Origin of the sequence: uncultured Nocardioides sp. (assembly GCF_947488025.1) — a bacterium.
GTDB lineage: Bacteria > Actinomycetota > Actinomycetes > Propionibacteriales > Nocardioidaceae > Nocardioides.
Genome location: NZ_CANKYS010000017.1, coordinates 26,566 through 46,934, shown reverse-complemented (window position 1 = coordinate 46,934; position 20,369 = coordinate 26,566). Strand labels below are relative to the sequence as shown.

General features: G+C 71.7%; 23 protein-coding genes. 7 read left to right on the top strand and 16 right to left on the bottom strand.

Features of this window, described 5'->3' with window-relative positions; translation table 11 throughout:
- Positions 1 to 216 precede the first annotated feature (216 nt).
- On the bottom strand, positions 217 to 1,008 hold the full coding sequence (locus tag Q1B24_RS20325) for a hypothetical protein (RefSeq protein WP_299932147.1): 792 nt from the start codon (positions 1,006 to 1,008) through the stop codon (positions 217 to 219).
- Positions 1,009 to 1,293: 285 nt separating this feature from the next.
- Here Q1B24_RS20325 and Q1B24_RS20320 point away from each other — a divergent pair, with 285 nt between their 5' ends.
- Positions 1,294 to 1,665 carry an STAS/SEC14 domain-containing protein gene (locus Q1B24_RS20320; RefSeq protein ID WP_299932144.1) on the top strand — a complete coding sequence of 124 codons (372 nt, stop codon included), beginning with the start codon at positions 1,294 to 1,296 and terminating at the stop codon, positions 1,663 to 1,665.
- 197 nt (positions 1,666 to 1,862) lie between these two features.
- On the opposite strand, the gene Q1B24_RS20315 is transcribed toward Q1B24_RS20320, so the two are convergent.
- Complete coding sequence (locus tag Q1B24_RS20315) at positions 1,863 to 3,161, bottom strand: HNH endonuclease signature motif containing protein (RefSeq protein ID WP_299932141.1); 1,299 nt, start codon at positions 3,159 to 3,161, stop codon at positions 1,863 to 1,865.
- A gap of 240 nt (positions 3,162 to 3,401) precedes the next feature.
- Here Q1B24_RS20315 and Q1B24_RS20310 point away from each other — a divergent pair, with 240 nt between their 5' ends.
- The gene (locus Q1B24_RS20310) at positions 3,402 to 4,346 is read left to right on the top strand and encodes a DUF1214 domain-containing protein (protein WP_299932138.1); all 945 of its coding nucleotides are present in this window, start codon (positions 3,402 to 3,404) and stop codon (positions 4,344 to 4,346) included.
- A gap of 39 nt (positions 4,347 to 4,385) precedes the next feature.
- Here Q1B24_RS20310 and Q1B24_RS20305 read toward each other — a convergent pair whose 3' ends face one another.
- The 3 genes from Q1B24_RS20305 to paaK form a co-directional block, all read right to left on the bottom strand.
- Positions 4,386 to 4,859, bottom strand: a complete 474-nt coding sequence (locus Q1B24_RS20305; RefSeq protein WP_299932135.1) for a DUF5709 domain-containing protein — start codon at positions 4,857 to 4,859, stop codon at positions 4,386 to 4,388.
- 52 nt (positions 4,860 to 4,911) lie between these two features.
- Positions 4,912 to 7,026, bottom strand: coding sequence for a DEAD/DEAH box helicase (locus Q1B24_RS20300; RefSeq protein WP_299932132.1), 2,115 nt, complete (start codon positions 7,024 to 7,026; stop codon positions 4,912 to 4,914).
- Positions 7,027 to 7,225: 199 nt separating this feature from the next.
- Complete coding sequence (gene paaK, locus Q1B24_RS20295; protein WP_299932129.1) at positions 7,226 to 8,533, bottom strand: phenylacetate--CoA ligase PaaK; 1,308 nt, start codon at positions 8,531 to 8,533, stop codon at positions 7,226 to 7,228.
- Between the two features lie 47 nt (positions 8,534 to 8,580).
- Between paaK and Q1B24_RS20290 the strand changes: the two genes are divergently transcribed.
- Positions 8,581 to 9,177: a TetR/AcrR family transcriptional regulator gene (locus Q1B24_RS20290; protein WP_299932126.1), complete on the top strand. Its 597-nt coding sequence runs from the start codon at positions 8,581 to 8,583 to the stop codon at positions 9,175 to 9,177.
- Positions 9,178 to 9,196: 19 nt separating this feature from the next.
- On the opposite strand, the gene Q1B24_RS20285 is transcribed toward Q1B24_RS20290, so the two are convergent.
- The 7 genes from Q1B24_RS20285 to paaA form a co-directional block, all read right to left on the bottom strand.
- Positions 9,197 to 10,114 carry a hypothetical protein gene (locus Q1B24_RS20285; RefSeq protein ID WP_299932123.1) on the bottom strand — a complete coding sequence of 306 codons (918 nt, stop codon included), beginning with the start codon at positions 10,112 to 10,114 and terminating at the stop codon, positions 9,197 to 9,199.
- Between the two features lie 107 nt (positions 10,115 to 10,221).
- The gene (gene paaI / locus Q1B24_RS20280; RefSeq protein WP_299932120.1) at positions 10,222 to 10,617 is read right to left on the bottom strand and encodes a hydroxyphenylacetyl-CoA thioesterase PaaI; all 396 of its coding nucleotides are present in this window, start codon (positions 10,615 to 10,617) and stop codon (positions 10,222 to 10,224) included.
- The gene (paaE, locus tag Q1B24_RS20275) at positions 10,610 to 11,677 is read right to left on the bottom strand and encodes a 1,2-phenylacetyl-CoA epoxidase subunit PaaE (protein ID WP_299932117.1); all 1,068 of its coding nucleotides are present in this window, start codon (positions 11,675 to 11,677) and stop codon (positions 10,610 to 10,612) included. Before paaE ends, paaI begins: the two co-directional genes overlap by 8 nt.
- 3 nt (positions 11,678 to 11,680) lie before the next feature.
- On the bottom strand, positions 11,681 to 12,184 hold the full coding sequence (gene paaD / locus Q1B24_RS20270; RefSeq protein WP_299932114.1) for a 1,2-phenylacetyl-CoA epoxidase subunit PaaD: 504 nt from the start codon (positions 12,182 to 12,184) through the stop codon (positions 11,681 to 11,683).
- Between the two features lie 14 nt (positions 12,185 to 12,198).
- Positions 12,199 to 13,125, bottom strand: a complete 927-nt coding sequence (gene paaC, locus Q1B24_RS20265; RefSeq protein WP_299932110.1) for a 1,2-phenylacetyl-CoA epoxidase subunit PaaC — start codon at positions 13,123 to 13,125, stop codon at positions 12,199 to 12,201.
- Positions 13,126 to 13,136: 11 nt separating this feature from the next.
- Positions 13,137 to 13,430 carry a 1,2-phenylacetyl-CoA epoxidase subunit PaaB gene (paaB, locus tag Q1B24_RS20260; RefSeq protein ID WP_299932150.1) on the bottom strand — a complete coding sequence of 98 codons (294 nt, stop codon included), beginning with the start codon at positions 13,428 to 13,430 and terminating at the stop codon, positions 13,137 to 13,139.
- Between the two features lie 65 nt (positions 13,431 to 13,495).
- On the bottom strand, positions 13,496 to 14,449 hold the full coding sequence (paaA, locus tag Q1B24_RS20255) for a 1,2-phenylacetyl-CoA epoxidase subunit PaaA (RefSeq protein ID WP_299932107.1): 954 nt from the start codon (positions 14,447 to 14,449) through the stop codon (positions 13,496 to 13,498).
- Between the two features lie 133 nt (positions 14,450 to 14,582).
- On the opposite strand from paaA, the gene paaZ reads away from it, so the two are divergent.
- From paaZ to Q1B24_RS20240, 3 genes are all read left to right on the top strand, one after another.
- On the top strand, positions 14,583 to 16,613 hold the full coding sequence (gene paaZ / locus Q1B24_RS20250; protein ID WP_299932104.1) for a phenylacetic acid degradation bifunctional protein PaaZ: 2,031 nt from the start codon (positions 14,583 to 14,585) through the stop codon (positions 16,611 to 16,613).
- A gap of 92 nt (positions 16,614 to 16,705) precedes the next feature.
- Positions 16,706 to 17,005, top strand: coding sequence for a hypothetical protein (locus Q1B24_RS20245; protein WP_299932102.1), 300 nt, complete (start codon positions 16,706 to 16,708; stop codon positions 17,003 to 17,005).
- 28 nt (positions 17,006 to 17,033) lie between these two features.
- Positions 17,034 to 17,252 carry a PLD nuclease N-terminal domain-containing protein gene (locus Q1B24_RS20240; protein WP_299932100.1) on the top strand — a complete coding sequence of 73 codons (219 nt, stop codon included), beginning with the start codon at positions 17,034 to 17,036 and terminating at the stop codon, positions 17,250 to 17,252.
- Between the two features lie 18 nt (positions 17,253 to 17,270).
- Here the strand turns inward: Q1B24_RS20240 and Q1B24_RS20235 are convergent, their stop codons facing one another.
- Genes Q1B24_RS20235 through Q1B24_RS20225 form a run of 3 tightly spaced genes read right to left on the bottom strand, consistent with a single transcriptional unit; the run spans position 17,271 to position 18,580 of the window.
- Entirely contained in the window at positions 17,271 to 17,708 is a 438-nt protein-coding gene (locus Q1B24_RS20235; RefSeq protein WP_299932098.1) for a rhodanese-like domain-containing protein, read from the bottom strand.
- A gap of 10 nt (positions 17,709 to 17,718) precedes the next feature.
- Positions 17,719 to 18,375, bottom strand: a complete 657-nt coding sequence (locus Q1B24_RS20230; protein ID WP_299932096.1) for an SDR family oxidoreductase — start codon at positions 18,373 to 18,375, stop codon at positions 17,719 to 17,721.
- A gap of 19 nt (positions 18,376 to 18,394) precedes the next feature.
- A complete protein-coding gene (locus Q1B24_RS20225; RefSeq protein WP_299932094.1) occupies positions 18,395 to 18,580 on the bottom strand; it encodes a hypothetical protein in 186 nt (61 codons plus the stop codon).
- A gap of 115 nt (positions 18,581 to 18,695) precedes the next feature.
- On the opposite strand from Q1B24_RS20225, the gene Q1B24_RS20220 reads away from it, so the two are divergent.
- Positions 18,696 to 19,685: an LLM class F420-dependent oxidoreductase gene (locus Q1B24_RS20220; RefSeq protein ID WP_299932092.1), complete on the top strand. Its 990-nt coding sequence runs from the start codon at positions 18,696 to 18,698 to the stop codon at positions 19,683 to 19,685.
- An 18-nt stretch (positions 19,686 to 19,703) separates the two neighbouring features.
- On the opposite strand, the gene Q1B24_RS20215 is transcribed toward Q1B24_RS20220, so the two are convergent.
- Positions 19,704 to 20,354 carry an NAD(P)H-binding protein gene (locus Q1B24_RS20215; RefSeq protein ID WP_299932090.1) on the bottom strand — a complete coding sequence of 217 codons (651 nt, stop codon included), beginning with the start codon at positions 20,352 to 20,354 and terminating at the stop codon, positions 19,704 to 19,706.
- Positions 20,355 to 20,369 lie beyond the last annotated feature (15 nt).

Genomic DNA, 20,369 nt, shown 5'->3' with positions numbered 1-20,369 from the left:
CGGGGCCTCCAGCTCCGTCGACGGGCAGCCACAACGGCTGGTCGAAATGTCCTGAAGGATCACGTGCATAACAAGCAAATTCGGATGTCCCCGACAGGCGGCGGAGTGGGCGCCTGTTCGCGGCAGCCGTCCCCGCCGCGACACGACCGGCCAACGACGGTCCAGCGGGGCCACCTGCCTGCGAGTGGGATCTACCGGATGTGCAGGAGTCCGCCGTTAGCCGTCTGAGTGGCTCCACCACTGATCGATGAGCTCGTTCCGAGCACGGACGAACGCCAGCTGATCAGTGACGTATGTGCGATACGTGGCCATGTCACTAGCTGGCAGCGCGTCCTTAAAGGCCAACGGCAGCGTCCCGAACGGCCTTACCGATCCGTCAACGTCGAGCAACGGCGTCAAGAAGAAGAAGTCAGCGTAGTTGCGGAACCCATCCGTTCCTTCTCCGAAGAGGTCGAACCACCATCGATACGCTTCGAGGACGTCTCCGATCGGGTTCAGTGCACGGTCGACTGTCCCGGCGTAGAACATGCTGATGGCCACGAGGGTCAGGTCGAATCTGTCCGCGATGCGGCGATCCATCCCGCGAGCCTGGTTCACGGTCCAGCGTCGTGCGTCCTGATTGACCCGAGTCGATGATTGCTGTGCGAGACCGTTGGGAAAAATGATGTAGCCGCCGATCGTGCAGAACGCGCACAAGTGCCCTTCAGCGAAGTCGTCGAGGCCGCGAGACAACGTCGAGAGGGCGTTCGCATGCGTGGTGGCAAAGTTGTCACTACCGAGAGTGTGGCGACCTGGGAGCGAGACGATCTTCAGGTATCCCGATCGATCTGTCTCGAGTTCGAGGGGCTGGCCACTGGGAAGGAGTTTGCTCCACAGGACTCGATGAGATTCGCGTAGGTCAGCGCTGTACCAGTCGGGATCACCGCCACGACCCGCCCGGGCGGATGCAGTCTCGCAGGCAAAACACCGATGGCTACCACCCGTTTGCAGCCACGGAGCCGATGTCATGCAGCGAGTGTGCCACTCGACGGTAGGTGTCCCATCCCTGCAGACCGGATATATCGGTTGCAACCCTTCTTTTGACTTCAAGGACGGTGCCTGACGGCTCCCCCTGCGCCCGCCGACTACTGACGCCTCAAGGGCATCCGACGCTCGCATGCGGCGGATTGACGCTCCAGCGCGGACCGACCCTCGCGCTACGCAAGGCCTTCACTCGCGCGCCCGACATTCCGCTCGCCGACCTTGGCGGCAAGCTGTTGACGTCGGCACTTTCCCGCGACCAGAGTGCTCATCATGATCCGTCTTCTTGACGACATGCCAGCCGGGGTCCTGGGGTTCGAGGCCATCGGAGACGTCGAGCTTCACGACTACCTCAATGTGTTCGTCCCCGCGATCGAGAGCGCGGTCGCGGAGCACGGCAAGGCGCGCCTCGTCTACGTGCTCGGTCCCGAGTTCGACGAGTACGAGGGTGACGCCGCGTGGGAGGACCTCAAGCTCGGCCTGCGCCACCCAGCATCGTTCGAACGAATTGCGATCGTCACCGACGCGCGGTGGGCCAGCCCGGCCATCAAGATGTTCAGCATCCTGTGGCCGGGGCAGGCGCGGGCGTTCCCCCTCACCGACCTCGCAGCTGCAAAAGCCTGGGCGGCTGAGGGCGACGCCTGACACGGGCCGACGGCCGCGGACTGATGGGCCTTCGCCTCTGAGTGATCGTCGAGCGGGCTCGACTGGCGGCGTAGGGACGCGCCCGCGCGCCTTCACGGCGCTGTGCAGCAACCCTTTGGCGCACCGCTCGGCGGTGCGCGAGCGACCGGTGTGACTACCAGCCAATGGGGAAAGTGAAGAACCTGCGGACCACCGGCCTACGTCCTCCTGGCGAACGACACCTTGTTGTCGGCGTGGACGGTCATGGCGTAGCGGGAGCTGTGGGCCAAGCGGTGGTGGCGGGGGCAGAGGAGGCGGCCGTTGGCCAGGTCGGTGAGGCCGAGGCGGGACCAGGGATCGTCGTGGTGGGCGTGGCAGCCGGACGCCGACGTCTGACAGCCCTTGGCCGTGCAGCCGCCGTCGCGCAGGCCGAGGGAGACCCGCTGGGCCTTGGTGAAGAGCCGGGCCGCGCGGCCCAGGTCGAGGGGCTGGGAGTCCGAGCCGAGCACGGCGGGGATGATCCCGGCCTCGCAGGCGATCCGGCGCGCCTGCCCGGCTGACATCCGCGAGCCGTCGTCGAGGAGGGCCGTGGCGTGCTCGGCCAGCAGCTGCTCCAGCGTCATGGTCACCACGATCGTGGCGTTGACCCCTGCGGTCTGCGGGGTGGCTGCGACCGGGTAGCGCTCGACGTACTCGATGAAGGCCTCACCGAGACGCCGGCGCAGGGGCTTGAGGTCGCCGGACTCGTCGCGCAGCTCGGCCTCGGTGTGCCGCGCCGGGTTGGCGAGGGCCAGGAGGTGACGCTTGAACATCGCGCCGATGTGGGACGGCACGGTGAAGCGACCGTGGCACCGGCCGTTGCCGTCGTCGCTCAGGGTGAGCTCGACACCGGCCACCGCTCGGGCTTCCTCGGCCTCGAGGACCGCCTCCTCGTGCGACTCCCCCACCTCGGGAGCCACGACGTCCAGGATGCGCTTGCCGATCTGTCGCAGGTCGCGGGCGTCGTGCTTGCTCGCGAACCCCAGCATCGCCGCCTCCGCACGCCCGCGGGTCTCGGCGTCCACCCGGGCCGGGAGGGCGTCGACGGACTCCGCGATGACGCGCGCCTGGTCGACCCGCACCTCTCCGTCGGCGAGCGCGGCTGCCACAGGGGCGTGGACGTCGCGCTGCAGCGCCAGACCGAGCCTGACCATCCGGGAGGCCTCCGCCCGCGTCAGCCGACTCAGGCCGGACCACCACTGATGGGTGTGCTGGGCACCGGTCACCTCGCCCAACCGCCGTCGGTCGGCCTCCGCAGCGCTCCGGCACTCCACCGCCGCCAGCCGGCTCGACGCGACGGTCGTCGCCATCAGCAGCCGCTCCACGTCGGGGTCGACCAGCCCGCCCATCGCCAGCTCCTGCAGATCCCCCAGCACGTCGTCGAGACGTCGCAGCAGTGCGGTCACCCGTGGCGACGCCTCGGCGTCGACACCGGGCGCCCGCCACACGGCGTCGTCCTCGGCTGGGATGGCACTCACGGCTCGACCTCTCCACGCCACGCAGGCGCGTCGACAACAGGAGGGGCCAGGTGTCAGGAGGTGTGTGCAGCCGGAGGGTCGGCGATCAGGTGGGGCCCGAGCTCGCTCGCTCGAATATGTGTTCGATTGTACACCCGATGGTCGGGCCCATCAACCGGGCGAGGGTCTGGCGGCACCCCGCGGCCGCGATCACCTGAAGCGGGTGAACACACGCCTCATCCATGCCCGCAGGATCCGGACGTGACCCCGATCAACGTGAACGTCGACAACTTCGCCCGGGCCGAGACCCACCGCATGATGACCGACCTCCAGCGCGAGGCCGGCGGAGTCAACAGGTTCGCGCACAACCGCACTCCGGCGCCGGTCGACCGGCAGACCGTCATCCGCATGAACCGGGACACGCTCTACAGCTTCGCGGTGGTCGACGTCGGCGACGGAGCGACGCTCACGGTGCCTGACGCCGGCGGCCGCTACCTGTCGGTGATGGCGGTCAACGAGGACCACTACATCAACCGGGTCATCCACGAACACGGCACGTACGAGCTCACGGCCGCCGACCTGGGCAGCGACCATGTCGTGCTCGCGGCTCGTACCCTGGTCGACCCGCGGGACCCCGGCGACCTCGCCACAGTCGCGGCGTTGCAGGACCAGCTCAGGCTCGAAGTGACCGGCGGCCGCGCCTTCACCGCACCCGACTACGACACCGCGAGCCTGGACCGCACCCGCCAGGCCTTGTTGAGCCTCGCCGCCGACATGACGTCCTTCGAGTCGACCTTCGGGCGCGCCGAGGACGTCGACCCGGTGCACCACCTGATCGGCTCCGCTGCCGGCTGGGGCGGGCTGCCGGACGCCGAGGCCACCTACGTCGGGGTCTCCCCCGGCCTGCCCGTGGGCGAGTACGAGCTCACTGTGGGCCCCGACGTACCGGTCGACGGTTTCTGGTCCATCTCGGTCTACAACGCCGAGGGCTACTTCGAGCCCAACGAGCGTGACGCCTACAGCCTCAACAGCATCACCGCTGCCCGCAACGACGACGGCAGCGTGACGGTCCGCTTCGGCGGCGACGGCGACCCGGCCCGCAACTCGCTCCCCATCACCGACGGCTGGAACTACCTGGTCCGGCTCTACCGCCCGCGACCCGAGGTCCTCTCACGGGCGTGGAGCTTCCCCTCGCTCGCCGTGTGAGAAAGCGTTCGCCGCGCGAGGGGAGCAGCGGCGTCGGTGCTAGTAGTCGTCGCCGCTCGCGTCCGGGTCGGGCTCGCGGGTGATGTGCATGGCCGCCTCCTCCGCGGAGGCGCCGGCGCCGTCGATGCCGACGTCGTGGGCGACCTCCTGCTTGTCGACGTCCGCCCCCAGTCCGGAGTCGGGGGCGACGAGGCGGCCGGTGCGCTCGTCGGCCTCGTCGAGTCCGAGCTGCTCGTCGAGGGCGTTCTCGTCCTCGCGGTCGTCGTCGCGGTCGTCCTCGGCATACGGGTCGATGTCGGGCTCCTCCTCGGCGAGCTTCTCGTCGAGGGACTCCCCCTGCCTGCGCTCGGCCTCGGTCGGGTAGTCGTCGTAGCCCTTCGGCGCCCGGTCGGGCGGCGAGTAGCCCCGGTCGAGCACGTCCTCGAGGTCACCGTCGTCCAGGGTGTCGCCCGGCTGGAGCTGGTCCTCGTCGTCGATCGACATGTCGAGGTAGGTCTCGCGTTCCTCACTCATGCCTACAGGCCTACCGGAGCAGACCGGCCCGGACAAGGGCCGAGCGACCTCATCAGCCGAGCTCGCGCTCCAACGCGTCGGTGAGCAGCGCGACCAGGGCCTCGGTCTGGATGTTGGCCGAGGACCCGACCTCCTCGTCGGAGCCGTCGAGCGCACGGGCGGCGAGGCCCGCCTTGGAGTCGATCAGCTCGGCGATGCGGGTGTCGATCGTCTGCGCGGCGATGATGCGCCACGCGGTGACGGGGTCGCTCTGGCCGATGCGGTGCACGCGGTCGATCGCCTGGGTCTGCTCGGCGTCGGTCCACGAGAGCTCGGCGAGCACGACGTTGGAGGCCACCTGCAGGTTGACGCCGACACCGGCCGCGGCCAGCGAGCAGACGATGACGTGCACGTCGGGGTCGTTGACGAACGCGTCGATGGCCCGCTCACGGGCGCGGGGAGACTGGTCGCCGCGGATCGAGGTGTGCTTGAGGCCGCGGCGGGTGAAGGTCTCCTCGGCGATGTCCATGACGTCGACGTGTCGGGCGAAGAAGACGACCTTGCCGACGTTGCGCGCGAGCTGGGCGGCGTAGTCGGCGGCGAGGCCGCCCTTGGCGCGACCGATGCGGCGGAACATCGAGAAGACGTTCTCGCCGCCCGTGCCCTGGTCCATCTCCTCGCGCTCCCACGTCGCGACGCGGCGGACGAGCTCGTGGTCGATGCCGTCGACGACGGACCCCGTACGACGGGTCTCGAGCGCTGCCTTGTAGCGCTGGACCAGCCGCCGGGCGAGGTCCTCCTCGGCCGCCCGGATCGAGCGGGTGTCCTCGTCGTCGAGCTCGACGGGGATGTCGGCGATGCGGCGCGCCGGGATGTCCTCGGCGACGTCGACCTTGCGACGCCGCACGATGCCCATGTCGATGACCGCCTTGCGGGCCGCGGGGTAGAACGCGTGGTCCGCAGGGGTCAGGTCGGTCTCCTCCAACGACTCCATCAGCCGCGCCAGCGGCTTGGTGTCGTCGACCCAGCCGAGGAACTGCCAGATCGCGCGGAAGTCCTCGATGTCGTTGATCAGCGGCGTGCCGGTCAGCGCCATCAGCAGCGGGCGGGCGGTGCGGGCGCGGAGCCGCTCGGAGAGCTCGAGCACGTGGCGCGAGCGCTGCGAGGTCTTGTTCTTGATGAAGTGGGCCTCGTCGACGACCATGCTGCGGAAGCCGAACGAGCCCAGCCAGTCGACGTGGCGATCGAGGATCTCGTAGTTGACGATGATGACGTCGGCGAAGGCGTCGACCCGGTCCCCGTCACCGTGGATCACGGTGGCGCGGCGGCGCGGCGTCCAGCGCTCGGTCTCGCGGGCCCAGTTGGTCTTGACGACGTTGGGGCACACCACGAGGAGCGGGTAGGCGTCGGCGGCCTGCGCGGCGAGGAGCGCCTGCGCGGTCTTGCCGAGGCCGGGCTCGTCGGCCAGCAGGAAGGTGCGGTGGCCCTCCGCGGCCGCGGCGATCATCCGCGCCTGGTGCGGCATCAGCTCGAGCTTGCCCGGAGCATTGAGCGAGGTGGCCTCGGGCAGCTCCATGCACGAGGAGGAGCCGCCGAGCTCGAAGGAGCGGAACAACGGGCCGAGCAGCTCCCACGACGACAGCCGGCCGTGGACGGAGCGACGCTCGCGGCCGATGCCGAAGTCGGGCTTGAGGAACGGGTTGGCCAGCTGGTGCTGGAGGACCGACTGCGGCACGACACGGCGCTCGCCGAGCCCCGGGCCGGCCTCGTCGTCGGGCTTCGGCTCCTCCGGCGCGACCTCGACGCCGGCCTTGCGCAGCATCTCCAGGCGCAGGTCGCGGGCGCTGTCGGTGACGACGGACTCCTCCGAGAGCAGGCCGAAGAGGGAGGGGTCGCGGGTCGCGGTCTTGGCGAGGATCGTCGCGATGCCGTCGAGGCGCTTGAGCTCGTCGGCCTTCTGCGCGTCGGTCAGCTCGGTCGAGGCGCGTACGTCGCTGCGGTGCTCACGCACCAGGAGCGCGACCACCTGGAAGCGCACCCGCTGGCCGGGAGCGAGCGGACCGCGCTGCACGGCCGACTCGAGCTCGCGGACGGCTCGCGCCAGGACGGGGACGATGCCCTCGTTGTCCTTGTGGCGGGCGTGCGCAGGGGTGCGGCGGTTGCCGCGTTGACGCTGGCGCTGGGCCAAGGTGTCCTCCCGGACTCGGGTACGCGTCGTGGACAGGCGAGCCCGTGCGGCTCTGCCTGCACGCCACGGCGTGGAGGTGTGGAGCGGGCGCCAGGTGCGCGGTGTCCGGCGGATCGGGGGTGATCACAGCGACACGGCGTCTGGAACGCTGGTCCCCACTGTAGCCCCCACCGGCCCGTTGCCGGTAAACATCCCCCGATCAGCGTGCCGCGCGGTGGTCGACGATGCGGCGCATCTTGCCGACCGACCGCTCGATGGAGGCGACGTCGACGACGTCGACCCCGACGCTCACGCCGATGGACGCCTTGATCCGCCTGCTCAGCTCGGCCTGCGCCGCGGCGGCCTCGGCGTCGGTGGTGGCGTCGCGCCGCTCCACGCGGACCGTCAGGGTGTCGAGGTTCCCGGCGCGGTCGAGGTGGCACTGGAAGTGCGGCGACAGGGTCGGGATGCCGAGCACGATCTCCTCGATCTGGGTGGGGAACAGGTTGACCCCGCGCAGGATGATCATGTCGTCGGTGCGACCGGTGATCTTCTCCATCCGCCGCATGCTGCGGGCGGTGCCGGGCAGCAGCCGGGTCAGGTCGCGGGTGCGGTACCTGATGACGGGCATCGCCTGCTTGGTCAGCGTGGTGAAGACCAGCTCGCCCTCCTCGCCGTCGGGCAGCACCTCACCGGTCACGGGGTCGATGACCTCGGGGTAGAAGTGGTCCTCCCAGACGTGCAGGCCGTCCTTGGTCTCCACGCACTCGCTGGCCACGCCGGGACCGATCACCTCCGAGAGCCCGTAGATGTCGACGGCGTGCATGTCGGTGCGCTCCTCCATCTCGCGCCGCATGTCGTTGGTCCACGGCTCCGCGCCGAAGATGCCGACCTTGAGCGACGTCGAGCGCGGATCGACGCCCTGTGCCTCGAGCTCGTCGAGGATCGAGAGCATGTAGGACGGTGTCACCATGATGACGTCGGGCTCGAAGTCGAGGATCAGCTGCACCTGGCGCTGGGTCATCCCGCCGGAGACGGGCACGACCGTGCAGCCGAGCCGCTCGGCGCCGGCGTGTGCCCCCAGCCCGCCGGTGAAGAGCCCGTATCCGTAGGCGTTGTGCAGGATCATCCCCTTGCGTCCGCCGGCGGCCCGGATGGAGCGCGCCACCACGTCGGCCCACATGTCGAGGTCGTCGCGCGTGTAGCCCACCACGGTCGGCTTGCCGGTCGTCCCGCTCGAGGCGTGGAGGCGTACGACGTCCTCGCGGGGCACCGCGAACATCCCGAACGGGTAGTTGTCGCGCAGCGTCGCCTTGGTGGTGAACGGCAGCCGGGCCAGGTCCGCCAGCGACCGTACGTCGTCGGGGCCGAGGCCGGCCTCGTCGAAGGCCTGCCGGTAGTGCGCGACGTGGTCGTAGGCGTTGCGCACCGACCAATGGAGCCGCTCGAGCTGCAGCGCGCGCAGCTCCTCGACCGGTGCGGTCTCGATCGGGTCGAGGTCGCCGGGCTGGGGAGTCAGGTCGAGCACGGTGTGGTCCTCCGCTCGCGCGTGGTGGGTCGTGAGAACGTTCATCCATGTCAGAGCCCGTGCGACGGGGCCGGCCCGGCCACGACCAGCAGACCGTGCTGCGCGTCGCGATCGAGCTCTTCAACCGGCAAGGCTACGACGCCACGAGCATGGGCGACCTGGCTCGCGAGCTGGGGCTGACCAAGTCGGCGATCTACCACCACGTGCCGAGCAAGGAGCACCTGCTCGAGCGCGCGCTCGACGAGGCGCTCGACGAGCTCGCGGGCGCCCTCGACACCGTCCACGCCGACCGGTCCCGCACGCCCGAGGAGCGGCTGCGGGCCGCCGTGCGCAGCAGCGTCGTCGTACTGGCCGAGCACCTGCCCGCCGTCACCCTGCTGCTGCGGGTGCGGGGCAACACCCCGGCCGAGCAGCACGCCCTCGCGCGCCGGCGCGAGATCGACCACCGGCTGGCGGAGATGGTGCGCGAGGCCGCGGACACCGGCGCGATCCGCCCCGACGTCGACCCGCTCCTCGCCAGCCGCCTCGTCTTCGGGATGGTCAACTCGATGACCGAGTGGCTCCGCGACGGCAGCGACGGCGCCGCCCTCGCCGACACGGTCACCTCCCTCGCCTTCGACGGACTGGTGCGGCACCGCGACTGACGCCGTTCAAGGCTCCGGGTCAGGGCTCCAGGCACGCCGGGGTGGAGTCGCCGGGCCCGTCGGGGTCGAGCGTGCTCCCGGTCCGGTCACGCAGGACGACGCGGTCGACGGTCGGCAGCTGCTTCAGCGTCGGGAGGACCTCCCCGGCGATGCTCACCGTCGAGCCGCCGCTGCGGCACCGGCCGGTGAGGCGCAGGTCGGCCACACCGCCGGAGACCGTCAGGTCGTCGTAGCCGGTCGCCCCGGAGCGCAGCAGCCGCAGACCGCGGGCGCGCTCCCCCGGCAGCGGGCCGGCGAAGAGGCGGTCCATCAGGCCGGTGGCGGGCGTGCCGGGCCGGACGGGTCGCGTCCGGGCGACGAAGAACGGCTCGCGGTTGTCGACGAACCGGGCGCGGTCGAAGAACCACACCTTGCGCGGCACGGTCGCGAAGCCGGCGCCGACCTCGACGACCACCCGGGGCGGCGCCTGCAGGGTCGTGACCCGGACCGGCGTCCGCTTCGCGAGCCCGATGCCGTACGTCGTCACCGCCTCGAAGTCGCCCGCGCGGACGGCGGTCATCACGTTGGGCAGGGCGTACGCCACGCGGCGCGGGGCCGCGGTCGGCGACCCGTCGTCGGTGTGGGCCTGGGCCGGCTCGAAGCGCACCCGCAGCAGCGCCTGCCCGGCGATGCGGACGCGGCGACCGGACCCGTCGGCGAAGATCCGGTCGACGTAGCCGACCTGCCGCTTCGCGGGCAGCCCGCCGCGGAACTCGAACACCACGCGGTCGGCACCGTCGCGGTGGGCCGCCCGCACGGCGACCAGCACCGGCGTCGGCGGCGGCTCTGCGGCCACGGAGGCGGGAGGAGCCGCCCCACCCGTCGACGGGGCGACCAGCGCGGGGGCGAGCACCAGCGCCGACACGAGCAACGACGACAGCTTCCACGAGGACCTCATGACGCGCCTCCAGACGGACCCGCGCACCCGGCGCGTCCTGCTCCGAGGTTAGGGACTCCGTCGCCGCCCGGGTAGGGCCGACGGACCCACCGTCCAGGCCATGTGCGTCATCCGAGCGAGCGGCTCCTGCCACGGAACTCGGCGATCACCGTGTCGCCGGCGCGCACCGTGACGTCGTACAGGCCCGAGCGTCCCCGCAGGACCACCTCGCGCGCGTGCGCGTCGAGCACCTGGCCCAGGCGTGCCGGTTCCAGGAAGTCGACCGCGAAGCCGGCGGCGACGGTGACGGGGCCGCGGGAGTTGCAGGCGAGCGCGAACGCCGAGTCGGCGAGGGTCGCGACCAGGCCGCCGTGGCACAGGTCGTGGCCGTTGACCATGTCGGCGCGCACGGCCATCGACACCCGCGCCTCCCCCGGCCCGAGCTCGACGAGCTGCATCCCCAGCGCGGCGCTGGCGGCGTCCGCCGCCCACATGTCGCGGGCCTGCTGCAGGGCGTCAGGCATCGAAGTCGACGGTGACGGCGTCGCTGACGGGGTAGGTCTGGCAGGTCAGCACGAACTGCTGCTCGACCTCCTCGGGCTCGAGGGCGTAGTTGCGCACCATCTCGACCTCGCCGTCGACGACCTTCGCCCGGCAGGTGCCGCAGACGCCGCCCTTGCACGCGAAGGGCAGGTCGCTGCGCACGGCCTGCGCGGAGTCGAGCACCGTCGCGTCGCGCGGCATCGGCGTGGTCGTCGTACGTCCGTCGAGCACCACGGTCACGTCGCTGGTGACGCCCTCGACGACCCGGTCGGCGTGCCGCAGCTCGGGCGGCGGCTCGTCGACGTAGAAGAGCTCGAAGTGCACCTTCTCCTTCGGCACCCCGAGCTCGGCGAGCACGGCGCGCGCGTCCTCGATGAGCCCGTGCGGCCCACAGAGCCAGACGTGGTCGACCGAGGCGAGGTGCACCTTCAGCGGGAGCAGGCGACGCAGGCGGTCGGCGTCGAGGCGGCCGGAGAACAGCTCGACGTCGCGCGGCTCGCGGGAGAGCACGTGGACGAGGTCGAAGCGGGGGCCGTGGAGGTTCTTGAGGTCGCTCAGCTCCTCGGCGAACATCACCGAGGTGGTCTCGCGGTTGCCGTAGAGGAGCGTGACGGTGCTGGCCGGGTTGGCCAGCACGGAGGCCGCGATCGAGAGCATCGGCGTGATGCCGGAGCCGGCGGCGATGCACACGTGCCGTCCCGGGCTGGCCGGGTCGGCACGGAAGCTGCCGGTCGGCGCGGCCACCTCGACGGGCTCACCCGGGCCCACCTCGCGGATCAGCCACGAGGAGAACATCCCGCCGGGGATCTCACGCACGCCGATGCGCGGCGCGGCGCCGGCCGGGGCGCAGATGGAGTAGGAGCGACGGTGCTCGACCCCGTCGACGACCCGGCGCAGCGTCAGCGACTCCCCCGGCTCGAAGGCGAAGAGCTCGCGCAGGTCGTCGGGCACGTCGAAGGTGACCGCCGCGGAGTCGTCGGTCAGCGGCTCGACGTCGCGCACGGTCAGGCGGTGGAAGGTCGTGCTGGGACGGGAAGCCACGGCTCAGATCTCCTTCACGTGGTCGAACGGCTCGAGGCAGGAGGTGCAGCGGTACTGCGCCTTGCAGGCCGTCGAGCCGAACTCCGAGACCAGCTCGGTCGCCGGGGAGTCGCACTGCGGGCAGCGCACCTGGCGGGCCGTGGGCAGGAGGGTGAGCGGGATCGGTCCGGACGTCGACGGCGCCGGGCCGGGCGGCGAGATGCCGGCCGCCGCGAGCGCGGCGCGGCCCTCGGGCGTGATCCAGTCGGTCGTCCACGCCGGGTCGAGGCTGACCCGCACCTCGACGCGGTCGAAGCCGGCGCCCTGCAGCTCGCGCACGAGGTCGTCGCGCATCGTCGCCATCGCGGGGCAGCCGGAGTAGGTCGGCGTGATGTCGACGACCACGTGGGAGTCGGCCACGACGTCGACGTCGCGGAGCACGCCGAGGTCGGCCAGGGTGAGCATGGGCAGCTCCGGGTCGGTGACCCGCTCGGCCACGCGACGCGCGCGCTCCGTCGTACGACTCATCAGCCTCATCCCCATCACCACTGGCCCCTCGGGTGGGCGCGGGCCACGGACTGCATCTCCGCGAGCATCCGGCTCAGCGGCTCGCCGTGCATCCCGTCGCGACCGGTGCGGCCCAGCACGCCGGCACGGCGCGACGCCTCGGGCCGCGGCACGTCGGCCGCCGCGAGCACCTGGTCGAGCACGCCCTCGGCGGCCTCGCGGACCGAGGCCGGGTCGACGCCGACGCCGGACTCGGCGGCGGCCGCCTCGACCGGGTGGGTGTCGAAGAGCTCGGGCCACAGCGGCCACAGCTCGTCGAGGGCGGCGAGCAGCCGGCGACGCGACTCGTCGGTGCCCTGCGCGAGCGTGACGAACCAGCGCGCCGAGTAGTCGCGGTGGTAGGCGAGCTCCTTGACCCCCTTGGCGGCGACGGCCGCGAGCACGTGGTCGCGACTCGAGCGCAGCCGCTCGAACGTCGCCAGCCGCCAGACCGAGAACAGCAGCACCCGCACGGTCGCCTCGGCGAAGTCGCCGTTGACGAGCTCGGCGAGGCGCACGTTGCGGAAGTCGTGGGCCTCGCGGAAGAACGCCAGTGCGTCCTCCGGCGGGGCGGGCGATCCGTCGGGCAGCCGCGGGACGACCGACTCGTCGGCCTTGGCGGCACGGGCGAGCAGCAGCCGCGCCTGACCGAGGAGGTCGAGGGAGATGTTGGACAGCGCGATGTCGTCCTCGAGGTCGGGCGCGTTGCTCGTCCACTCCGAGATCCGGTGCGACATGACCAGCGCGTCGTCGCCCAGCATCAGGGCGTACGCCGCCAGCGTGGGCGCGTCGACGCCCTCGGGGATCGTCGTGTCGACGCCGGCCAGTGGGTCCTCGAAGTCGGTGCCGAAGGCCCAGTGGGCGTCGTTGACGAGCAGGCCGGCGTAGGCGTTGTCGTGCTCGTCCTCGGGTGTCGTGTGCACGTGGTCTGCCATCACATATGGGGGACGTTGTCGGGGATGTCGTAGAACGTGGGGTGGCGGTAGACCTTGTCGCCGCTGGGGGCGAACATCGGGTCCTTCTCGTCAGGGCTCGATGCGGTGATCGCGTCGGCGCGCACCACCCAGATGCTCACGCCCTCGTTGCGGCGGGTGTAGACGTCGCGGGCGTGGAGCAGGGCCATCCGGTCGTCGGCGGCGTGCAGCGAGCCGACGTGGACGTGGTTGAGCCCGCGCTTGCCGCGGACGAAGACCTCGTAGAGCGGCCACTCCGGCTCGGGAGGGGTCACCCCCTCCCCGGTCGGGACGTCCTTGAGGGGTACGGCGCCGTGGCCGCCCTCGGCGGAGAGCTCGCTCATGCCGACACCGCCCGCTGCTTGGCGGCGTACGCCGTCGCGGCCTCGCGCACCCAGGCGCCGTCCTCGTGGGCGCGGCGGCGGTGGGCCATCCGCTGGGCGTTGCAGGGGCCGTTGCCCTTGACGCCCTCCATGAACTCGTCCCAGTCGGGCTGGCCGAAGTCGTGGTGGCCGCGCTCGTCGTTCCACCTGAGCTCGGGGTCGGGCAGCGTGACGCCGAGGGCCTCGGCCTGCGGCACGGACATGTCGACGAACTTCTGGCGCAGCTCGTCGTTGGTGTGGCGCTTGATCCCCCACGCCATCGACTGCGCGGTGTTGGGCGAGGCGTCGTCGGGCGGGCCGAACATCATCAGCGCCGGCCACCAGAAGCGGTCGACCGACTCCTGCACCATGGCGCGCTGCTCGTCGGTGCCGCGCATCATCGTGGCGAGCAGCTCGTAGCCCTGGCGCTGGTGGAAGGACTCCTCCTTGCACACCCGGATCATCGCGCGGCCGTAGGGGCCGTAGGAGGTGCGGCACAGCGGCACCTGGTTGCAGATCGCGGCGCCGTCGACGAGCCAGCCGATCGTGCCGACGTCGGCGTAGGACAGCGTCGGGTAGTTGAAGATCGAGGAGTACTTCTGCTTCCCGGCGATCAGCAGCTCGGTGAGCTCGAGGCGGGACACGCCGAGGGTCTCGGCCGCGGAGTAGAGGTAGAGCCCGTGGCCGGCCTCGTCCTGCACCTTGGCCAGCAGGATCGCCTTGCGTCGCAGGCTGGGCGCGCGGGTGATCCAGCTGCCCTCGGGCTGCATGCCGATGATCTCGCTGTGGGCGTGCTGGGCGATCTGGCGCACGAGGGTCTTGCGGTAGCCCTCCGGCATCCAGTCGCGCGGCTCGATCCGCTCGTTGCGCGCGATCGTGGCCTCGAACCCGGCCTCGAGATCGCGGGCGGGCGGCGTCTCCGTGAGCGTCATGCGTCCTCCGACGTGGGTCTGCGACCACTGCTGGCGACCGATTTACTGACCGATCGGTCTGCTATTAGTGTGTCACCCGTCACCCCGGGCGCGCAAACACCGTCGCCCCCACCCGACTTCGAGGGAGTCCCCCGTGACCCGTCTGCTCGAGAGCTACGCCGCCGGACGCTGGTACGCCGCCTCCGCGGAGGGCCACCCGCTCCTGGACGCCGCCACCGGCGAGGAGGTCGCCCGGATCTCCAGCGCCGGCCTCGACCTCGGCGCGATGGCCCACCACGCCCGTACGGTCGGCGGCCCCGCGATCCGCGAGCTCACCTTCCACGAGCGCGCGCTGCTCCTCAAGGAGCTGGCCACGCACCTCACCGGCCTCAAGGACGAGCTCTACGAGCTGTCGCTCGCCACGGGCGCGACCAGGCGCGACTCGATGATCGACATCGACGGCGGCTTCGGCACCATGTTCAGCTTCTCCTCCAAGGGCCGCCGCGAGCTGCCCAACGACACCGTGGTCTGCGACGGCGACCTCGAGCAGCTCGGCCGCACCGGCGTCTTCCTCGGCCAGCACGTCTACACCTCGCGTCCCGGCGTCGCGGTGCAGATCAACGCCTTCAACTTCCCCGTCTGGGGCATGCTCGAGAAGCTCGCGCCCGCCTTCATCGCGGGACTGCCGAGCATCGTCAAGCCCGCCAGCCAGACGGCCTACCTGACCGAGCTCGTCGTACGCCGGATCGTCGAGTCGGGCATCCTCCCCGAGGGCTCGCTCCAGCTGCTGTCCGGCTCGGCCGGCGACCTGCTCGACCACCTCGGCGTGCAGGACTCGGTGGCGTTCACCGGCTCGGCCCACACCGCCGGCATCCTCCGCCAGCACCCGTCGGTGCTCCACGGCGGAGTCCAGCTCCAGGTCGAGGCCGACTCGCTCAACTGCTCGGTGCTGGGCCCCGACGTCACGTCCGACGACCCGGAGTGGGACCTCTTCGTCAAGGGCGTCGTCACGGAGATGACCGCCAAGGCCGGGCAGAAGTGCACCGCCATCCGCCGCGTCATCGTGCCCTCGGCCGTGGCCGACGAGATGACCGATGCCATCGCCGCCAGGCTGGCCACCATCACGGTGGGCGACCCCGGCGACGAATCGGTTCGGATGGGACCCCTCGCCTCGCTCGGCCAGCGCGAGGAGGTCCGCAAGGCCGTCGAGGCCCTGCGCTCCTCGGCCGAGGTGGTCCTCGGCGACCCGACCGCGACGACGGGCTTCGCCGGCGACGGCGAGCGCGGCGCCTTCATGACGCCCGTCCTCCTCCGCGCCCGCGCCGGCGCGGTGGAGCCGCACGACGTCGAGCCCTTCGGCCCGGTGTCGACGGTGATGTCGTACGACTCCCTCGACGAGGCCGTCACCCTGGCCGCGCGCGGCAAGGGCTCGCTCGTCGGCTCGGTCGTCACCCACGACCCGGCTGTCGCCCGCACCCTGGTGCTCGGCCTGGCCCCGTGGCACGGCCGCATCCTCGTCCTCGACCGCGACGACGCGCCGGAGAGCACCGGCCACGGGTCTCCCCTGCCGATGCTGGTCCACGGTGGTCCCGGACGCGCCGGCGGCGGCGAGGAGCTCGGCGGCGTACGCGGCGTGCTGCACCACATGCAGCGCTCGGCGATCCAGGCCTCCCCCGACATGCTCACCGCGATCACCGGCCGGTGGACGCGCGGCTCCCAGCGCACCGAGACGCCCGAGCACCCGTTCCGCCACTCCCTCGCGACGCTGCGGGTGGGCGACACGATCGCCTCGCAGCCGCGGGTGATCTCGCGCGCGGACATCGACCACTTCTCGGAGTTCACCGGCGACACGTTCTATGCCCACACCGACCCCGAGGCGGCCGCGCAGAACCCGCTCTTCGGCGGCATCGTCGCCCACGGCTACCTCATCGTGTCGATGGCCGCCGGGCTCTTCGTCGACCCGGCCCCGGGGCCGGTGCTCGCGAACTTCGGCGTCGACAACCTCCGCTTCCTCACCCCGGTCAAGGCCGACGACTCGATCCGCGTGACGCTCACCGTCAAGCAGGTCACCCCGCGCTCCTCGGCCGACTACGGCGAGGTCCGCTGGGACGCGCTCGTCACCAACCAGCACGACGAGCCGGTCGCGACGTACGACGTGCTGACCCTCGTCGCCAAGGAGGCCTGAGCTCCGTTCCCCGCGAGGAGCGGTGCGTGACGCAGGTTCTGCGGCCCCAAAAGGTGCCTCACGCACCGCCCCACGCCCGCTAGCGTGCCGCCATGAGCCGGTCCGCACAGCGCCTCCTGGGCATCGTCGTCCTGCTCGTCGCCGGGATGCTCAGCCTGCCGGCGACGGCGTACGTCCTCGACGACCCGGGCACGGAGAGCTGGATCGTCCCGGTGCAGCTGCTCGCGATGGCGGGCATCGGTGCGGCGATCACCGTCGCGCTGCCCGGGCTGGCCCGCGAGGGCGCGCCGACCGGGCGGCGGGCGATGACGGGCGCATGGTGGGGGCTGATCGCGGCCTTCGCCGGCGTGGTCGTCTTCTGGATCGCGATCAACGGCTACAGCGGTGCGTAGGCCGAGCCGCCCCGAGTACGGTTCGGTCATGGCACAGAAGAAGTCCTGGGGCGACATGACGCCCACGCAGAAGAAGCTCGTCGCCGTCGCCGGGATCGTCGAGGTCGCCGTCACCGCCTGGTGCGCCAGGGACCTCAAGCAGCGCCCCGCCGAGCTCGTGCGCGGACCCAAGCTGCTCTGGGCCCCGGCCCTGACGGTGCAGCCCGTCGGCCCGATCGCCTACCTGCTCCTCGGTCGCAAGCGCTGATCCCGCGCGGGCAGCCGGTCAGCCCGCGAGGTCGGTGTAGCCACCGCCGTTGACGACGTCGGTGAAGCCGAGCTCGCGCATCTGCTCGACCGCGCCGGTCGCGCGCCGCCCCGACGCGCAGTAGACGACGTACGACGCCTCGCGCGGCAGCTCCTCGACCCGGTCGGCGAAGTCGTCGGCCTGGTAGTCGATGTTGACCGCGCCGTCGAGGTGCCCGGCGTCGAACTCCTCGGGGGTGCGTACGTCGATCACCTCGGCCCCGTCGGCCACCAGGGCGAGCGCGTCCGCAGCCGGGATCGGCGCCGCGGTGTCGGCCGCCGACGTCGAGGCCGAGTCGGCAGGCTCCGCGGGGTCGTCCGCGCCGCAGGCCGCAGCGCCGAGGAGCAGGACCGCCACCGCCGCGAGCGCGGCGAGACGGGTGGTCGGGCGACGGGTGGTCGGGCGGCTGGACTGCACGTCATCAAGACTAGCCACCGTAGGGAACCTCGCTGCGCCAGTCGGCGTCACCGGTCGCGACCGCGTCCCAGATCGCGTCGGCCACCCGGTCAGGGGTGAACACGCCCTCGCGCGCCAGCGCCCCGCGCACCGTCACCGACACCGCCCGGATGCCGTCGGGCGCGAGGGTCTTGTCGATGCTGTGCACGAGGTTGCGCACGCCGGCCTTCTGCACCCCGAGCGACGCCGCGCGCTCCCACGGCTCGTCGGCCGCCATGCTGCCGGTGACGCTGATCCGCCCGCCGGCGGACATGAAGGGGCGCGCGGCCTGCACGACCGTGAGCAGCGCCCCGACCCCGAGCGCGACGTCCTCGAGCAGACCGGCGACGGTGAGGGTCAGCGGGTCCTCCTCGCGGAAGGCGCTGGGGTTGAAGTGCAGGACGTCGATGCGCCCGGTGTGCTCGCCGAAGCGGCGTACGGCGTCGCGCGCGGCCTGCTCGTCGGTGACGTCGACGACCGCATGGCCGACCGTGGCCCCGCGGGCCCCGAGGTCGACGGTGAGCTGGTCGAGGACCTGCTGATCCTGGCCGAGGAGCGCCACGTCGTAGCCACCGTCGGCGAAGCGGCGCGCGACCGAGCCGCTCACCCCCGGCCCTGCCCCCACCACCAGGATCACCGGCCTGCTCATGAGCGTGTCCTACCGCACGTCAGGGCTTGTGGGGGTGCTCGCCGGTCGGGTCGTCCGGGACCGCGTTGGGCCCCTGAGCGCCCTCGTCGACCTCGTCGGGGTGCGGGTCCGGCTGGCCGGCCACCGAGTCGCCGGAGCTGATCTCCTCGGGCGCGTCCTGCGCCAGCTCGGAGACCTGGCCCTCGCTGTCGTCCTTGCCACCCATGGCAGTCCTCCTCGGTCGTGGTGTGTCCGTCAGTCTCCACACAAGCAGCGCACCCCAAGCACACCTCACCTCGTCGGGTGGTGGGTGTCCCCGGACGGCTGGCTACGGTCGCAGCATGACGCGCTTCGGATACACGCTGATGACCGAGCAGAGTGGCCCGCGGGAGCTGGTGTCGTACGCCGTCGCCGCCGAGCAGGCGGGCTTCGACTTCGAGGTGATGAGCGACCACTACTCGCCGTGGCTCACCGAGCAGGGGCACGCGCCGTACGCCTGGGCGACGCTCGGTGCCGTGGCGCAGGCGACCGAGCGCGTGGGCCTGATGACCTACGTGACGTGCCCGACCCTGCGCTACCACCCCGCCGTCGTGGCGCAGAAGGCCGCGACGCTGCAGATCCTCGCCGAGGGCCGCTTCACCCTGGGGCTGGGCAGCGGGGAGAACCTCAACGAGCACGTCGTCGGCGACGGCTGGCCGGCGATCGCCGAGCGTCAGGACATGCTCGCCGAGGCCATCGAGGTGATCCGTGCGCTCCACACCGGCGAGCTCGTCGACCACCGGGGCGACTTCTTCCAGGTCGACTCCGCCCGCATCTGGGACCTGCCGGAGCAGGGCGTGGACATCGGCGTCGCCGTCGGCGGCAAGCGCGCGATCGAGCGGTTCGCCTCGCTCGCCGACCACCTCGTGGCCACCGAGCCCGAGGCCGACATCGTCGACGCGTGGAACGGGGTCCGGGACGCCCCGCGTATCGGCACGGACGCCCGGGCGATCGGCCAGATCCCGATCTGCTGGGACCCCGACGAGGACGCCGCGGTCGCGCGGGCCCACGAGCAGTTCCGCTGGTTCGCCGGCGGTTGGTCGGTCAACGCCGACCTGCCCACCCCGGCCGGCTTCTCCGGCGCGACGACGTACGTCCGGCCCGAGGACGTCGCCGAGTCGATCCCGTGCGGTCCCGACCTCGACAAGATCGTGGAGGCCGTCTCGGCCTACTGGGACGCGGGCTTCACCGACGTCGCGCTCGTGCAGGTCGGCGACGAGGGGCAGGACCGGTTCATCAGCGAGGCGGCTGGCCCGCTGCTGGAGAAGCTGCGGGCGGCCGCCCCGTCGTGAGTCCTGCTCGGCTGCGCGTCAGCTGATCGCGGTGAACCGTCCTCTGCGATGCGTCGGCGTCTCGATCTCGTCGACGATCGCCAGCGCCAGGTCGTCGGCCGAGATCGTCGACGCACCGTCGGCGTCGCGCAGCAGCACGTCGCCGCCGAGGACGTACGCGCCCTTCGACTCCGTGCCCAGCCACGAGCCGAAGTCCGCAGGCGGGCTGACGTAGAACCAGTCGAGCGACTCCGGGCTGTCCTGCAGCATCGCGAACGCGTCGAGGCCGGTCTGGACCTCGGGCTTCACCTCGTCGGGCATCTGGTCCTCGGTGACGTCCCACAGCCGCGGACCGCCCTCCTCGGTGAGCAAGGAGGACGCGCCGCCGACGTAGCCGAGGCGCGTCGGGGTGCCGGCCAGCCGGGCGATGAGGTCCTCGACGACGCCCTCGACCTTGCCGGCCATGTCGCCGCGGGGTGACACCGCGACGAGCACGACGTCGCGGCCGGTGGTGGTGCGCTCGAGGACGTCGGCGTCCAGCACCGAGCCGGTGACGTGGTCCGCTCCGGGGACCGGTGAGGACGGTGCCGTACGACTCACTGCCGTCACGTCGTGCCCGCGCCTGCGGGCCTCGGCGACGACCGCCGCGCCCGCGTATCCGGTACCGCCGAGAACAGTGATGCGTGCCATGGGATCAGCTCCTTC

What these genes read in the sequence shown, in the direction of transcription:
- Q1B24_RS20325 (WP_299932147.1), bottom strand. Translation starts at nt 1,008, where the DNA reads ATGACATCGGCTCCGTGGCTGCAAACGGGTGGTAGCCATCGGTGTTTT.
- Q1B24_RS20320 (WP_299932144.1), top strand. Translation starts at nt 1,294, where the DNA reads ATGATCCGTCTTCTTGACGACATGCCAGCCGGGGTCCTGGGGTTCGAG.
- Q1B24_RS20305 (WP_299932135.1), bottom strand. Translation starts at nt 4,859, where the DNA reads ATGAGTGAGGAACGCGAGACCTACCTCGACATGTCGATCGACGACGAG.
- Q1B24_RS20290 (WP_299932126.1), top strand. Translation starts at nt 8,581, where the DNA reads ATGTCAGAGCCCGTGCGACGGGGCCGGCCCGGCCACGACCAGCAGACC.
- Q1B24_RS20285 (WP_299932123.1), bottom strand. Translation starts at nt 10,114, where the DNA reads ATGAGGTCCTCGTGGAAGCTGTCGTCGTTGCTCGTGTCGGCGCTGGTG.
- paaI (WP_299932120.1), bottom strand. Translation starts at nt 10,617, where the DNA reads ATGCCTGACGCCCTGCAGCAGGCCCGCGACATGTGGGCGGCGGACGCC.
- paaD (WP_299932114.1), bottom strand. Translation starts at nt 12,184, where the DNA reads ATGAGTCGTACGACGGAGCGCGCGCGTCGCGTGGCCGAGCGGGTCACC.
- paaA (WP_299932107.1), bottom strand. Translation starts at nt 14,449, where the DNA reads ATGACGCTCACGGAGACGCCGCCCGCCCGCGATCTCGAGGCCGGGTTC.
- Q1B24_RS20245 (WP_299932102.1), top strand. Translation starts at nt 16,706, where the DNA reads ATGAGCCGGTCCGCACAGCGCCTCCTGGGCATCGTCGTCCTGCTCGTC.
- Q1B24_RS20240 (WP_299932100.1), top strand. Translation starts at nt 17,034, where the DNA reads ATGGCACAGAAGAAGTCCTGGGGCGACATGACGCCCACGCAGAAGAAG.
- Q1B24_RS20230 (WP_299932096.1), bottom strand. Translation starts at nt 18,375, where the DNA reads ATGAGCAGGCCGGTGATCCTGGTGGTGGGGGCAGGGCCGGGGGTGAGC.
- Q1B24_RS20225 (WP_299932094.1), bottom strand. Translation starts at nt 18,580, where the DNA reads ATGGGTGGCAAGGACGACAGCGAGGGCCAGGTCTCCGAGCTGGCGCAG.
- Q1B24_RS20220 (WP_299932092.1), top strand. Translation starts at nt 18,696, where the DNA reads ATGACGCGCTTCGGATACACGCTGATGACCGAGCAGAGTGGCCCGCGG.
- Q1B24_RS20215 (WP_299932090.1), bottom strand. Translation starts at nt 20,354, where the DNA reads ATGGCACGCATCACTGTTCTCGGCGGTACCGGATACGCGGGCGCGGCG.